Origin of the sequence: Microcoleus sp. B3-D2 (assembly GCF_036705345.1) — a bacterium.
Lineage (GTDB): Bacteria > Cyanobacteriota > Cyanobacteriia > Cyanobacteriales > Microcoleaceae > Microcoleus.
Genome location: NZ_JAUBUG010000014.1, coordinates 1 through 14,349, shown reverse-complemented (window position 1 = coordinate 14,349; position 14,349 = coordinate 1). Strand labels below are relative to the sequence as shown.

The following is a 14,349-nucleotide window of genomic DNA, read 5'->3' as shown; positions in this document are numbered from 1 at the left end:
ATTCCCCATCCAAAAGCTTTGTATTCAAGGACTGCAGCATCAATGAAGGTAGATATTTTGTTTCCCGAATTTGGGCTGGGGAATCTGACTGCATCGAGAAAATTACCTCGGCACTTCAAAAATCTGCCTCTATCCTTATAGAGGTTGACAAAGTTCGCACAACTTCTGACGGCAGCTCGGGCCAACTTCAATTAGGCTCTGTTATCCTCAGTTCAGATTACCTCGACCCATACAAAAGTTAACTGCCAAAATCGCACAGTTATCAAATAAGCTTGATGAGATAGCTCCGGGGCGTATCTACCAATAATGCCCTTAATGGAGTCTCCAATATGAGTTCTACATTCGCTCGAGTTAACTCGCAATCTTCTTTTAAAGAACGGCCGCGGCGCTCCTTAGTCTTCATTGACTCCGGCGTGAAAGATTACGAGTCAATTGCAGCGGGAGTGCTGCCCCGACAGCAGGTAGTCATACTCGACCGCACCAAAAACGGCATCGAACAAATCAGCTCTGAAATCGAACAATACGCCTCTACTAAGGGGGCGATAGACTCGGTTCACATTATTTCTCACGGCAGTTCCGGCAGCCTGCAACTTGGCAATACTGCTCTGGGTTCACATAACATAGAGCAATACAAAAGCCAGTTGAAAAAGTGGCAAACTTCACTAGCCCCACAAGCAGACATCATGCTGTACGGCTGCGATGTAGCCGCCGATACAGGTGCTAATTTCGTCGATCGCTTCAGTCAATTAACCGGGGCTGACGTTGCCGCTTCCACCAACACAACCGGCAGCGGTGGCGACTGGAATTTAGAATTTGCCTCTGGCCAAGTTGAATCTCCCTCAGCCTTGCACCCAGAGGCTATGGCAAGTTACCAAAGTGATTTAGCTACGATCGTAGTAGCCAACAATAGCGATAGCGGGCCGGGTTCATTAAGGGCTGCGATCGCCACCGCTGTTGCCGGCGATATCATTACCTTCGCTCCAGGTTTAGCCTCCCAAACTATTACCCTCACCAGCGGTCAACTCGATATTCCCGCTGGCAAAAACATTACCATTGACGGCGCCGCAGCACCCGGTTTAACCATCAGCGGCAACAATACTTCGCGGGTAATCCGCATAGGAGGTTCGACCAATGTTACTCTAAAAAACCTGATTGTTGCCAACGGCAAAGTTTCTGGAATCGATCCGAATAATGAGACAACTAGCGCCGGTGGTGGCATTCAAACAGGAGGTAGCAGCACTTTAACTTTAGAAAATTGCCAAGTCAATAATAATGTTGCCGGTTTTGGTGGCGGCATTCACACGGGTTTTCGCAGTACGACCAATGTAATTAACAGCAAGTTTAGCGGCAATGACGGTTCGCTAGCAGACAATACCGAACGCGGTGGCGGTGCGATCGCAACCAAAAGCGGGGGCGTTCTGACTATCAAAGATAGCGAATTTACCAACAACAAAGGCAGCTACGGCGGTGCTGTTAATAACCTGCTGGGCAGCATGACGATCGAAAACTCTAAATTTACAGGCAACCGCACAGATAAAGGCGTTGGTGGGGCAGTTTACGTCGATGGCGCTAATGCTTCCGGGCCCAATGCAACCCCCGGCCCTGTTGCCGGAAATATTGCTATCCGCAACAGCGTTTTCGACGGCAATATCGGGACAGGAGAAGGAGGCGCAGCCTTTTTGTTTGGTTATCTCCAAGATAAAGTGGTTTTGGAAAATAGCACTTTTATTAATAACCAAGCCGTAAAGAATTCATCAGGTACTGGAGGTTCTGGAGGCGGAGTCCGCCACGGCAATGTCGATTTGACCGTGACAAACTGTACGTTCGCTAACAATAAAGCTGAAGACAACGGCGGCGGTTTGTGGTTCGGAGAAAATGGAAATGTCAGCATTGTCAACAGTACCTTTTCCGGCAACAGTGCTGCTAAGCTGGGCGGGGGGATGGTTGCTGGCAACAGAGATTTTTTTTCGACTAATATCGTCAATTCGACTTTTGCTAAAAATACCGCTGGGGAATATTCGGGAGGTATTGCTACTTTTAACGATGCTGTGAAATCGCCAATTACTGTCAAGAATTCGATTTTTGATAGGAATACCGCAAGTAATCCTTTTAAAAATAGGCAGCACACTGGACGGGAGCTCATCGATGGGGGAAACAACCTTCAATTTCCCGCTAAACTGACGGTGGGAGATCCTAATGATAGTAATGTTACGGCAAGTATTACGATCGCAGACCCCTTACTCGGCTCTTTGCAAAATATTAACGGCGCTTTTGTGCTGCCGCTGCTAGCAGGAAGTCCGGCAATTGATACCGGTACTGGTGCGGGCGCGCCGGCGGAGGATCAGCGCGGTGCGAGTCGCCCTCAAGATGGTGATAATAACGGAAGTGCGATCGTGGATATTGGCGCTTACGAATTTAACCCTACAGTTACGCCGACTCTTACTGGTTCTTTGGGTCAAGCCAATAATTACAGCAGCGTCAGCGACCTGATCGCACAATGGCCGAATGCCGCACAGAATCAAGGCATCCAACTGTCTGGGATAGCTTTTGATGGCGTGGAAACTGACTACCTTAACCCGAATGTCATCAGCAACCTCACCTTAGCAACGAACGAAAACCCTAAAAGCTGGTTGAGCTACGGCAGTACCGGTGGTATTGGTGTCCCATCCTCTTATGATGGTTGGTTCACCGACGCCAAGAAAAATCGGGCGGAAATCAACCATAACCCCAACACCAATCAATCTCAGGCGCTGAAGGTGAAATGGGCAGATAACCAAGACATCACTAGCACAACGATCGACCTGAGTGGATTGACTCCCAAAACAAGTCCTGGTTTGGGCGATCAAGGCAATGAAGTTGGTTTCCTGCAAATCTTTAATAATGGGGTTCGGGTACCAGCCACCAATTTTAAGATCGCTCGCCTCAACGCTCCGAGCGCTCCAAAACCCATTACTGTGTCTTCAGATGGAGTGACTGTAATTGGCGATCGCACCGATGGCAGTTTCAAATTCCAGATAGTAGGAGACTCTCTGAGCGGCGCTACTTTTGACGAACTGCGGTTTTCCACTAAAGCCTACGATAGCCCCACCGCTGCCTACGCCGCCACCTCCTTCAAAAGCGATGGTTCCGATTACCTAGTGCGGCACATTGAATATCAAGGGATTTCTAATGCTGTGTCTCCGACTTTCTTCTCTTACGGTTCCTCTCCCGATCCTATTATTGATGGTGGTTCTGGAGTTGTTACGATTAATCGGACTGGCGATATTTCGGTTTCGGCTTCGGTGGACTATTTGATTGTTGCCCCTGGTGGTGGTCAACCTGTGAACAACGTAGACTACAACATTAGTCCATTTTCTGTGAATCCTTCGTCCGGCACGGTGAACTTTAATCCCGGTCAAACTAGCGTTAGTCTGACGATTAACAATCTACCTGGTTTGACTGGTGGGGTGGTGAATTTGGGCTTTGGCTCAGGTTCGATCGGCGCTCCGGCATCGACTGCAATTACTCTGCTTTAAGACTGTTAGTAGGGCGAGGAATCCTTGCTCTACTAATATATCTTGCAAGTAGTTAAATAAATGCTTTGGTAGTGATTCACAGTAACGGTTTAATATTAAATCAACCTAAATTTCCGAAGTAAAAGTATAGAATGCCCTAATTTTCAAAGCGAGTTTTTATTAAAAATGGAAACATTTATTACAGGAAGCAGCGATTTAAGTGTAAAAATTGTAGTCGTCAGGAAGATTCAAAATTCTCAATATAAGCAGCTTTTACTCCTCAACTAAATCTTTAATTTATCTGCTGATTATAGAAAAAAATTATTGAGCCGGAATTGCTAGAGCTCCGGGGGTCTCCATTCGATAGCTTAAGAATTATGTAAATAAAAAGTATGCCGAAAATTCTGGGAAAATTTTGGTGATGAAAAAACCGAAAGTTCATTGATTTTACAGCTAGATGAAATGCGCTCAATTGTAAAAAACAAGCGAAAAAAGCAATGGCTCTGGATAGCTTTCGATCGAAATACCCGTAAAATTGTTGGACTTTATATTGAATATCGCTCAATAAAATCTGCGTCCATGCTCTGGCAATCTTTACCTCCTGTCTATAGACAATGTGCTGTTTGTTATACTGATTTTTGGGAATCTTATTCAGAAGTGCTACCTTTTAAAAGACATCGACCTGTAGGTAAAGAATCGGAAAAAACCAGTCATATTGAAAGACTTAATAATGCTTTACGGCAGCTAATTTATCGTTTGCTTCGTAAAACCTTGTCTTTGTCAAAAAAACTGCTTTCACCATATTGGGGCAATTTTTAACTGTGGATCTCACTATAATTTTTGCATAAGAAAACGATATCCTTACTGTGCATGACTACCAACGCTAGTTTATGTAGAGAGCCAAAAGCTTGATTATCATTACTATGCAGGACTACCAAAATACTATTGATTATTTTGCCAAACTATAACTGAAAAAAGCTGCAACATGGTTCAGACATTCGCGGTATCGCCCTCGAAGGCGTTCCAGAGGAACAGGTTAACCCCACCCCGGAAATGGCGACAATTTTGGGTCAAGCCTTTGTGAGTTGGCTGGTGCAAAAAGTCAATAAATCAGTCGCAGAATTAACGATCGCGATCGGGCGCGACAGCCGCCTATCCGGGCCAATCTTAATGCAGCCAGTCATAGCGGGTATCACCTCAGTCGGCAGCCCAGGCTACGACTTTGAAATGGGTTCAACTCCCGCCAAAAGTTTGAGCATACCTGAACAATTTTTAGAGAAGCCACAGTAAGCTGTTGGGCCTTTAAATTGTATGTCAAAAAAAATTAAAGTCTTGTGGGGTGGGCGTCCCGCCCGCCCTCAATATACAATTTAAATGCGCTACAGCTTATGGCTCAAATACTGTGCTTGCTGCGTAAGTCCTGAATATTGCTATTTCCTTGCTGGAGCATTGGATCTGGGGTCTAAAGCGTCTCGCAACCCGTCGCCCAAAAGGTTGAAACCCAGAACAGTCAAGGTAATCAGCAAACCTGGAAACACGATCGTCCAAGGAGAAGAAAGAGCATATCCGCCCTTAAAAGCATCAGAAAGCATCGTCCCCAACTCAGGAACCGGCGGCTGTGCGCCTAAACCCAAAAAACCCAAACCGGCAGCTTCTAGTGTCGCCGTACCAGTCGAAAGAGTTGCTTGTACAACTAGAGGCGCCAGACTTCCCGGCAAAATGTGGCGAAAAATAATCCGCAAGTCGCTGGCGCCCAAGGCCTTGACAGCCAAAACAAATTCTTGTTCCCGCAAAGACAGCACCATACTGCGAGTTAAACGGATGTAAATCGGAATTTGCACGAGGCTGACGGCGATAATTACACTTTGCAGGCTCGGCCCGGTGACGGTGACAACGCCGATCGCCAGTAAAATCGAAGGAAAAGCTAGCAAAATATCCGCCAAAGTGCCGATCGCAATTTCCAGCAACCCCCGAAAATACCCGGCCACCAGCCCCAAAACCGCTCCCACAATTAAACCCGCACCCACAGAAACCAGGCTAACGAGTAAAGATATCCCCAATCCGTGCCACACCCGCACCAACAAATCTCGCCCCAAACCGTCGGTGCCAAACCAATGTTTAGCGCTAGGAGCCACTAAGCGCAACAAATAATCTCGATCGACCGCCGGATCGTAAGGGGAAAGTAGGGGGGCCAACAGTGCCGAGAGCATCAGCGCTAAAGTCAAAATTAAGCCGATTTTCCCCGAAGTCGATCGCCAAAATCGTTGAAAAGCCGGCTGTGGAAATATTAAGTTTTTATGCAATTTTAGATTTTCCATCGAATGCTGTCACCAAAAAAACTCAGGACTTATTGCCAAACCTTTTAGGACTGAGATGCCTGTGGTGCCCATAAACTGATTAATTGATTGACAAGGGCGAGCAATTCAGATACAGACTCATTGACTTCGGGCGCTTCAAATCCATGAATAAATCGGTTTCTTACGCTTAAAAGTAGCATTGCTCGATCGTACTCTTCTATTGAAAGTTCTCCTTGCGAATACATATGTTTAATCAGAGATACAGTTGGAAATCTTTCAATGGGAATAGTAACTTCCTCAGCTAGTCTACGCAGGAGTGCTTCAATTGTTCCCCAAAGTGATAAAAACGCGCCTTCATTTTCTCCTAATGAGATCAGACGTTCACCCTGTGTTTTTCTACTAAAAACTTGTTCCCAAGATAATAGATTTACTTCATTGTCTTCGTCTTTCAGTAAAGCATCTTCAGTAATTAACAAGAAACGCCAGCCTGTATTTTTAGAGACTATTTCAGCAATTTCTTTCAACCTGTCTATGGATGTTTGTCTGGCAGAACGTTTGAATTCGATTATGTAACCTTCGGCTTCGTTCTTTTTGGCAATCAAATTTGGGCGATATGTACCTAAATCGAAAGGGATGTCTTCTGGTTCAGGGTCAACCAATACTGTATAGCCTTGTTGTCGGTATTTGTCGGCAATTTTAGACACTGATTTGTCGTGTATCAATTTAGTAGCGGTCATAGATAACTCTCTAATGCTTTTGCTGAATTTATTCTAACGTAAACGCACTTGCACCAGATTCGGGTTCATTGCCTCCTTGATTACTCGGCGGTTGAAACCGCTACTATACAAACAAAGTCCGCCTGCGCGGACTAAGAAATAAGGGGAATATTTAAGACAGATTAAAGGCTAGATTCACTCACGACTTAGGCAACAGATTATACACAGAATCTTGTGAAAACTCTGCATTTTTTGGACCAACTTCAAAATGGATAGTATACTCCGATGCACCTTTAATATCTAATGACTCACGTATAGCCTGGCCTCGACCAAAAATCAAATCTTTTCTGAGAGTACCATCCACATAAATCTTGATAGATACACGACTCAACCTAGAGTTGTCAGGTAAACCGTAAGCTAATTTTATTTCACCTGAATTGTTAATAATTTTACAGGCATAAGATTTGGATTCTGATGCCGAAAGTCTAAAAGCGCTACTCGGTTGCTCAGTGCGCTTAGCAACACTAATTAAGTTGTCGGTGTCATAGTCAGGGTTGCCATTTTTAGACACATCTTCGCATTTAACTTCAGTGGCAGTAGGTGTTGAAGGCCCCGACCCTGAAAAAGGAGGAGAAGGAGTTGGTTTTACTGTAGGTAAAGCTGGAGATAATTCGTCAATTATTGGTTTGCCCGATGGGCTAAATCGAATAGTTTGTGTTATTTTTTGTTCGTTGTTTAGGTTGATAGTAAAATTTTGAGGTGGATAACCTGCTTTAGTCAAATTAACACTAACATCTCCTTTGCTGGAAATCGTGACTTTGGCATAACCATTACTGTCAGTATATTTGACGGGTGGCGCACCTACAGCGATGAATTGAATTCTTACTCCATCTAAAGGTTCTCCTAATTCTGTTTGTGTAATGAGTTCAACTTCCTGTGTTTTTTCAGGGGAGGTTGCGGATTTTGGGTATATAATATCTCTAAATCCTGGCACGGTAAAAACAGTAGCAATCAATCCCATAAAAGCAATAGGAGTACCTAAAACAAAGGCCCATTTAGTGTAATTGATTTTCGGAGATTTTTGGGTCATGGTTTCATCCCTGGATTAAATGGACAACCTACATAAATATCAACATCGCTAAATAGTGCGAAACCGGAAATTTTATAAATATTTTTACTCAAGTGATTTATGAGCATTCGCCATGATTTCCGATCGCCCTCACCGATCTTGTATTTCCCTCACGCCAGTTGTCCTCTCCAGCAGCCACCAGCCACCAGTCGATCGGCTGCTTCTGACTGATGACTTCCTTAAAGACCCTTTAAGATATAGAGAACAAGATAAATGTAAAAGCACAATGACATCAACTCTGCTCAAAACCTCCGCCCGATCGCCCCTCAACGCCCCAACAATCCGCCATTTCCCCAACGGCCTCACCGTTATAGCCGAACACTTGCCGGTCGATGCTGTTAACCTCAGCGTGTGGCTCAATTTAGGCTCCGCCGTCGAACCAGACGACATTAACGGCATGGCTCACTTTTTAGAACACATGATTTTTAAGGGAACTCCGAGCATTCCCAGTGGCGAATTTGAGCGCGCGATCGAGCAACGCGGCGCTGTCACCAATGCTGCCACCAGCCAAGACTACACTAACTACTACATCACCACAGCTCCTAAAGATTTTGCCGAACTAGCTCCCCTGCAAGTCGATGTGTTGCTCAACGCCAGCATTCCCGACGACGCCTTCGATCGAGAACGGCTGGTAGTCTTAGAAGAAATTAGACGATCGGAAGACAATCCCCGCCGCCGTACCTATCAGCGATCGATGGAATTAGCCTTTGAAGTCCTGCCCTACAAGCGACCGGTACTCGGCCCGACTGCGGTAATCGAACAGTTGACAGCCCAACAAATGCGGGATTTCCACAGCAGCAGATATCAGCCAGGGGCGATGACAGCCGTAGCTGTAGGCAATTTGCCAGTCGAGCAACTAATAGAAATTGTCGCAGACAGTTTTGCAGCAAAAAGTACAGCACAAACCAACAAAATAAATGTGCCTGCTGTCGGCAACTTTCACCCAGAATCCCAAATCCCCAACTACGGCCAAGAATCGCCGTTTACAGAAACAGTCCGCCGCGAATTTGTAGACTCTGCCCTTCAGCAAGCCCGACTGATCGTGATGTGGCGAGTGCCAGGTTTCATGGAAATGTCCGAAACTTATGCCCTCGACGTTTTGGCGACAATCTTGGGTCACGGCCGCACAACTCGCTTGGTTCAGGATTTGCGGGAAGAAAAAGGGCTAGTCTCATCAATTTCGGTCAGCAACATGACTCAGCGACTCGGCGGAGTATTCTCAATTTCGGCTCAACTACCGACAGAAAACTTGGCAGCAGTGGAAGCTGCGATCGTCCAACACATCCGCACTCTCCAAACCGAACTGGTGACAGATGCCGAAATTTCCCGCATCCGCACTCAAGTAGCAAATCGGTTTATCTTTGGTAACGAAACTCCGAGCGATCGAGCAAGTTTGTACGGTTACTATCAGTCGATGGTAGGAGATATCGCTCCCGCCCTCAACTATGCCGCCTGCATCCAAGCTCAGACTGCTGAGGATCTCCGAGAAGCTGCCGTTAAATATCTCTCTCCCGACGCCATGGGTGTTGTGGTAATTCGCCCAGACGAAGCATAAACTTGCATCCGGTCGCGCTTTCAAGAGCAATTCCCTAGTGCTGGTTAGGCATTCGGAAGAAAGAAAACCCACTGGTACCAGGGATTTTTAGCTAGTCAGACGAGAATCCCCACACTATATCGCTTCGATTAGTGTGGGATGACTCGTCGCGTGAATCGAGGATTCCACATTTTCATGCCCTCACAAGCATAGCGGGCGAGCAATGAAGATGTGGATGACGACATCAAAGTACAATAAGTTTTTTATTTACTAGACCAACATTGTTGTTCGGTATAATTATTAATTTGCTTGACATGGTATAGTAGTTTCTGGTATTTTTATTCTCAACAAATGCGTCAAGGTCGTAGCGCAATGAAAATAACATACCAGTATCAGTTCTATCCCGACACCAGTCAAAAGTCAACCCTCAACCAATGGTTAAGAATTTGTCGCTATTGGTACAACAGACAACTAGGCGATCGATTTGATTGGTGGGAGAGGAACCGCACTACTGTGAATGCTTGTCCATTGATAGCTAGTATCTCTGCGCCTCGTGAAAAGCCCAACTATTATTCGCAAAAACAACAATTGCCAGCCCTCAAAAAAGACTTGGTAAAAGTCTTCCACAGTGGCGAGCTATTAGACTTTAAACAGGTAGATTCAACTATCCTACAAGATGTTTCTAAGCGAGTAGACAAAGCCTTTGAGCGATTTGTTGTAGGGGATAGCAAAGGCGGGCGCTCGGGTAAACCTCGATTCAAGACTGAAGCGGATTACCGAACGATGACTTTTTCTACGGCTAACAACGACTGGATTAAATTGGTTCGCAAGAATTGGTTTTATATCCGATTGCCGAAGTTAGGCGTCATAAAAGTTCGGATGCACCGCCCCATCCCCGATGGATTTACCATTAAGCAAATTAGCGTGACTAGAAAGGCTGATGGTTGGTTTATCCAGGTAATGCTTGAAGACTCTTGTGTGCCCCAGTTCACGCTCGACAAAGTTACCCCAAACTGGGACAACTCAATTGGGTTAGATGCGGTGCTGCATGAAGATGTCTATTTAGCAACGTCGTCAGGCGAGAAGTTACCTTCGTTAAAACCGCTTCGCAAAAACCAAGCTAAGTTAGACCAGATCTCAAGGAAGCGGAACAAACGGAAGCGCGGTTCTAAAGCCCGACGGAAATTAGCCCAAAAAGAAGCGAGACAGCACCAAAAAATAGCGCGTTCTCGGCAATATTTCCACTACAAAACAGCTCACAGACTTGTAAGGTGTGGAGCTAAATTCTTTTTTCATGAGGACTTAAACTTAAAAGGCTTAACGAAACGGAATAAAGTTAAGCAAGCTCATGAGGGTACTTACCTCCCAAACGGTCAATCAGCTAAATCAGGACTAAACAAGTCTTGGTTGGATGCTGCGTTTGGTCAATTTTTCAAGACGCTGGAATACATAGCCGAAAAAGCTGGGTCAGCCGTCGTTCCGCAAAAACCTGCTTATACGTCAATGGTTTTGTGCTATCGGAATGAAATTGTTTTCACTAATTGCGGTATGCGAAACTATTGGGACGAGCAACATTCTTTAATGGTCGATCGCGATGTTAACGCCGCGATTAATTTAAAGAAACTGGGGTTGGACATTTTCCCCAGGATAAAAAGCCGTGGCGGGAATCTTTCTGTAGTAGGAACTATAGATGATAGTACCGCGAAGGAAATTTTGCACACCCTTCATCGGGCTGCAAAGAAGCCTACCCCAATGGTGACAGCTTGTGTTGGCGTAGGAGGATGTCACTCTAGGGAAACCGGATTGATCGGCATCGTAATTCTAAAATCTAAAATCTAAAATCTAGAATCTAAAATCGATTGACAGGGGCACGCAAGCATGAAATTACAAAACTTTCTCAACTCAAAAATTAGGTACGATGCCAAAGCAATTGCTGCAGACGACGAACTCAGTGGTCAAATTCAAAGCCGCCTCATTGACCTGGGTTTACTGAAGCCTCCCGTAGACGGAATTTTTGGCCCTCTCTCTACCGCCACCCTCCACCGATTTCAAACTCTGATGAAGTGCGGCGAACCGGGTTTTTTGGGAGCAGTCACAGCCAAAAAGCTGATTGAAACCAAACCAGAGGAGATTCCCACACATCCCCTGATCCTGAAAACGCTCAGAGACACCATTTTAAAATCAAAACCGCTGGCGTCTTCTCAACTTCACGACTCGGAAAAACAAGTAATACCAGCCGGAAAAGAGTTTGAGATTCTGGCTTTTGCTCCGGCTCGCGGTCACATCAGAGTTGCTCTCCGCAACGAGTCTTTCAAAGGTTCAGGAATTTGGTATGTTTTTGGAGCACACGCTCAAATTACTCAAGAGAGCGTTCTGTTTTTTCCCAAACCGAATCCCCCAACTGTCAGGCTCGGCATTCCTTATAAATCGCAACTGGATAACTTGAATAATCCTACAGGTTCTTGCAATGTAACTTCATTAGCGATGTGTATGGACTTTTTGAAAGTGCCACGGCGCAAACAAAGCGGGCAATATGAAGACGAACTTTACGAATATGCGATCGCCAAAGGTTACAGTCGCTGGGACCCATACGATTTAGCAAAGATTGTTAGAGATTACGGCGCTCAAGATTTCTTTACCGAGAATGCAACTATTGATGACGTTCAAGATTGGCTAGCCAGTGGAAATCCCGCTGTCATCCACGGATACTTCACGTCTTTCGGTCACATTATAGTTGCCTCCGGCTACGACAGCGAGGGATTCTTCGTTCACGATCCGTATGGCGAGTGGTTCCGAAGTGGCTACGATACAAGTGTCAGCGGTGCTTACTTGCACTATACTTACCGCTTAATCCGCAGCCTCTGTATGCCTGACGGGAATTTTTGGGTTCATTTTATTTCTAATCATTGTTAAGAGTCATTAGTCATTAGTCATTAGCTAAGAGATAAGTTGCCTCTGGAATTATTCGGCGATTCAAATCGTTTAATAGTCAAACGAAGTCGGCTCAGAGAGAGACTAAAAAGTAAAATGGCTATTAAAGATTGATTTGGTATTGGCCATATTTTCTATCACTAATGACTGCTGACTAATGACTAATGATTCTGAATTTTCATGCTTAAATCGAGCCAAGTCGAGCGCGTAATCGGAGCACTGGTAGAAATATAGTCAACTCCGGTTTCCGCTACACTTCTAATTGTTTCTAAAGTAACATTGCCGGAAGCTTCAATTTTTACCCGATCGCTCTTTTCGCGAATTATTGCCACAGCCTGCCGCATCAAATCAAAGGACATATTATCTAACATGATAATATCGGCTTTGTGCTGCAAAGCTGTCTCTACTTCGGCGAGAGTTTCGGTTTCGACTTCGATCGTCAGCGGATAGGGGATAGAATTGCGAATTAGGGCGATCGCCTCTGCAATTCCCCCAGCCGCCGCAATGTGATTGTCTTTAATCATCACCGCGTCATCTAATCCCATCCGGTGATTGCAAGCACCGCCGACTTGAGTTGCGTATTTTTCCAACAATCTCAATCCGGGCGTTGTCTTGCGGGTATCTACCAATTGCACGGGCAAATCGGCAATTTTGTCAACATATTTCTGAGTCAAAGTAGCGATGCCGCTCAAACGCATTGCCAAGTTTAATGCTACTCTTTCTCCCGTTAGCAGCGCATCGAAATTGCCGGAAATCTCGGCAATTACTTCTCCTTTTTCGCACAGTTTCCCTTCCGGTACTTGGGGGATGAAACAGAGGCTGCTGTCTAAAAGTTTAAATGTGCGATCGGCAATTGGCAATCCGGCAATGACTCCAGCTTCTTTGACAATCCATTTAGCTGTACCCTGGATGCTGTTTGCGGGAAATAAGGCCGATGTTGTGCGATCGCCCCTACCGATATCTTCTAGTAGCCAGTTGTGCAATAGGGAGTCTAAAACAATCCAAGGCGGTAATATTGCTGTCATGTTTTTGTCAGTTGTTATATCAAGATCATATCTACTAGGAACAATAGTCGATCGGGCGATTTTAGGCAAGTTACACAATTATGATGGTATGAGTGCGATCGGGATTTGGGTAGAGCGAGGGCGATCGTACTAGATAAGGGGGTATTCTGTTGCAGACGTTGGGTGTTGGTGCTTTAATGGAGTGGATGGGTATCGATCGCGAGAAGAAACCATGATACAGCCAGTCATTTTAGAAAAATTAGCAGAACTCCCTGAGTCTCTTCAGACAGAAGTGCTTCATTACATTGAGTTTTTGATTGAAAAGCAGGCTAAAAACTCAACCCAAGAAAAGCCGACACAGAAGCGTCGTGTTGCCGGAACAATGAAAGGAATGTTTGTTCTACCGCTGCCTGATGACTTTGATGAGTCGCTTGAGGATATGAAGGAATACATGGAATGAATAGATTACTATTAGATACTCATGCTTTGATCTGGTTTGTATCCAATGATCCAAATCTGCCAGTGTCAACTAGAGACAAGATTGAATCTGCCGACGATGTTTTCTTGAGCATTGCAAGTCTTTGGGAGATGGCAATAAAGCTCAATATTGGAAAACTCCCCTTACAGGGCAATTTTGAAGACATTGAACCTCAACTCATTGCTGCGGGTATAACGATTCTTCCTGTTACATTTGCCGATACGGTTCAATTCCGTTATTTACCCCTGCATCATCGAGATCCTTTCGATCGCATTCTGGTGGCACAGGCGATTAATCATTCCCTTGTTTTGGTTAGTCGCGATGTGGCTTTTGATGCCTATGACCTTCAGCGGTTATGGTCATAGCTGCGGCGGGTATCATGTTGACAAAGGTGGGTGTCGGTGATTTAATGGAGTGAGTTTGCTTTGTCGCAAGGAAAATTGGCGCCAAAGAAACAAGCTCATCTGATTTATGAGCAAGCAGAGGCTTTGGGGTGGGCCACTACGGCTAAGGGTAGGTTTGCTAGTAAATTGGGAAGTAACGAACTTGATAAATTAGAGTTCGGAATTGATGATTTCGCCTAAAAACTACATTCAAGCTACAAATACTCAGTTATGACTCACCTAAATATTTCTCCTCTCAACCGTCGCTCTTTTCTTAGTTATGTTGCTTTAGGTACTTTGGGTTTATTGACCGAAGAACGAGACGCAAGCCCCTGGCTTTAGACACGGGGATAAGTCGGCAGCGGTTTCAACCGCCTTCAATA

Annotated in this window: 12 protein-coding genes and 1 pseudogene; 9 read left to right on the top strand and 4 right to left on the bottom strand. The window is 45.2% G+C overall.

The window, feature by feature from the left end; translation table 11 throughout:
* The first annotated feature begins 329 nt into the window (after positions 1 to 329).
* The 3 genes and pseudogenes from QUB14_RS07825 to QUB14_RS07815 all read left to right on the top strand — a co-directional run bounded on the left by QUB14_RS07825 (position 330) and on the right by QUB14_RS07815 (position 4,784).
* Positions 330 to 3,515, top strand: coding sequence for a DUF4347 domain-containing protein (locus QUB14_RS07825; protein WP_333216443.1), 3,186 nt, complete (start codon positions 330 to 332; stop codon positions 3,513 to 3,515).
* 126 nt (positions 3,516 to 3,641) lie between these two features.
* Positions 3,642 to 4,368: pseudogene (locus QUB14_RS07820) on the top strand (IS1 family transposase).
* Positions 4,369 to 4,472: 104 nt separating this feature from the next.
* A complete protein-coding gene (locus tag QUB14_RS07815) occupies positions 4,473 to 4,784 on the top strand; it encodes a hypothetical protein (RefSeq protein ID WP_333216463.1) in 312 nt (103 codons plus the stop codon).
* 140 nt (positions 4,785 to 4,924) lie between these two features.
* Here QUB14_RS07815 and QUB14_RS07810 read toward each other — a convergent pair whose 3' ends face one another.
* The 3 genes from QUB14_RS07810 to QUB14_RS07800 all read right to left on the bottom strand — a co-directional run bounded on the left by QUB14_RS07810 (position 4,925) and on the right by QUB14_RS07800 (position 7,597).
* Positions 4,925 to 5,812: an ABC transporter permease gene (locus QUB14_RS07810; RefSeq protein WP_333216445.1), complete on the bottom strand. Its 888-nt coding sequence runs from the start codon at positions 5,810 to 5,812 to the stop codon at positions 4,925 to 4,927.
* Between the two features lie 44 nt (positions 5,813 to 5,856).
* A complete protein-coding gene (locus tag QUB14_RS07805; RefSeq protein ID WP_333216447.1) occupies positions 5,857 to 6,528 on the bottom strand; it encodes a hypothetical protein in 672 nt (223 codons plus the stop codon).
* Between the two features lie 178 nt (positions 6,529 to 6,706).
* Positions 6,707 to 7,597, bottom strand: a complete 891-nt coding sequence (locus tag QUB14_RS07800) for a hypothetical protein (protein WP_333216449.1) — start codon at positions 7,595 to 7,597, stop codon at positions 6,707 to 6,709.
* Positions 7,598 to 7,862: 265 nt separating this feature from the next.
* Between QUB14_RS07800 and QUB14_RS07795 the strand changes: the two genes are divergently transcribed.
* The 3 genes from QUB14_RS07795 to QUB14_RS07785 all read left to right on the top strand — a co-directional run bounded on the left by QUB14_RS07795 (position 7,863) and on the right by QUB14_RS07785 (position 12,083).
* Positions 7,863 to 9,191 (top strand): pitrilysin family protein, encoded by a 1,329-nt coding sequence (locus QUB14_RS07795; RefSeq protein ID WP_333216465.1) that lies wholly within the window; start codon positions 7,863 to 7,865, stop codon positions 9,189 to 9,191.
* Between the two features lie 351 nt (positions 9,192 to 9,542).
* Positions 9,543 to 11,009 (top strand): transposase, encoded by a 1,467-nt coding sequence (locus tag QUB14_RS07790; RefSeq protein ID WP_333216451.1) that lies wholly within the window; start codon positions 9,543 to 9,545, stop codon positions 11,007 to 11,009.
* Positions 11,010 to 11,048: 39 nt separating this feature from the next.
* On the top strand, positions 11,049 to 12,083 hold the full coding sequence (locus QUB14_RS07785) for a C39 family peptidase (RefSeq protein WP_333216453.1): 1,035 nt from the start codon (positions 11,049 to 11,051) through the stop codon (positions 12,081 to 12,083).
* A gap of 179 nt (positions 12,084 to 12,262) precedes the next feature.
* Here QUB14_RS07785 and nadC read toward each other — a convergent pair whose 3' ends face one another.
* Positions 12,263 to 13,126 (bottom strand): carboxylating nicotinate-nucleotide diphosphorylase, encoded by an 864-nt coding sequence (nadC, locus tag QUB14_RS07780; protein ID WP_333216455.1) that lies wholly within the window; start codon positions 13,124 to 13,126, stop codon positions 12,263 to 12,265.
* A 211-nt stretch (positions 13,127 to 13,337) separates the two neighbouring features.
* Here nadC and vapB point away from each other — a divergent pair, with 211 nt between their 5' ends.
* The 3 genes from vapB to QUB14_RS07765 all read left to right on the top strand — a co-directional run bounded on the left by vapB (position 13,338) and on the right by QUB14_RS07765 (position 14,167).
* Entirely contained in the window at positions 13,338 to 13,565 is a 228-nt protein-coding gene (gene vapB / locus QUB14_RS07775; RefSeq protein WP_333216457.1) for a type II toxin-antitoxin system VapB family antitoxin, read from the top strand.
* On the top strand, positions 13,562 to 13,948 hold the full coding sequence (locus QUB14_RS07770; RefSeq protein WP_333216459.1) for a type II toxin-antitoxin system VapC family toxin: 387 nt from the start codon (positions 13,562 to 13,564) through the stop codon (positions 13,946 to 13,948). Before vapB ends, QUB14_RS07770 begins: the two co-directional genes overlap by 4 nt.
* Positions 13,949 to 14,023: 75 nt before the next feature.
* Positions 14,024 to 14,167, top strand: a complete 144-nt coding sequence (locus QUB14_RS07765) for a hypothetical protein (RefSeq protein WP_333216461.1) — start codon at positions 14,024 to 14,026, stop codon at positions 14,165 to 14,167.
* Positions 14,168 to 14,349: the final 182 nt, after the last annotated feature.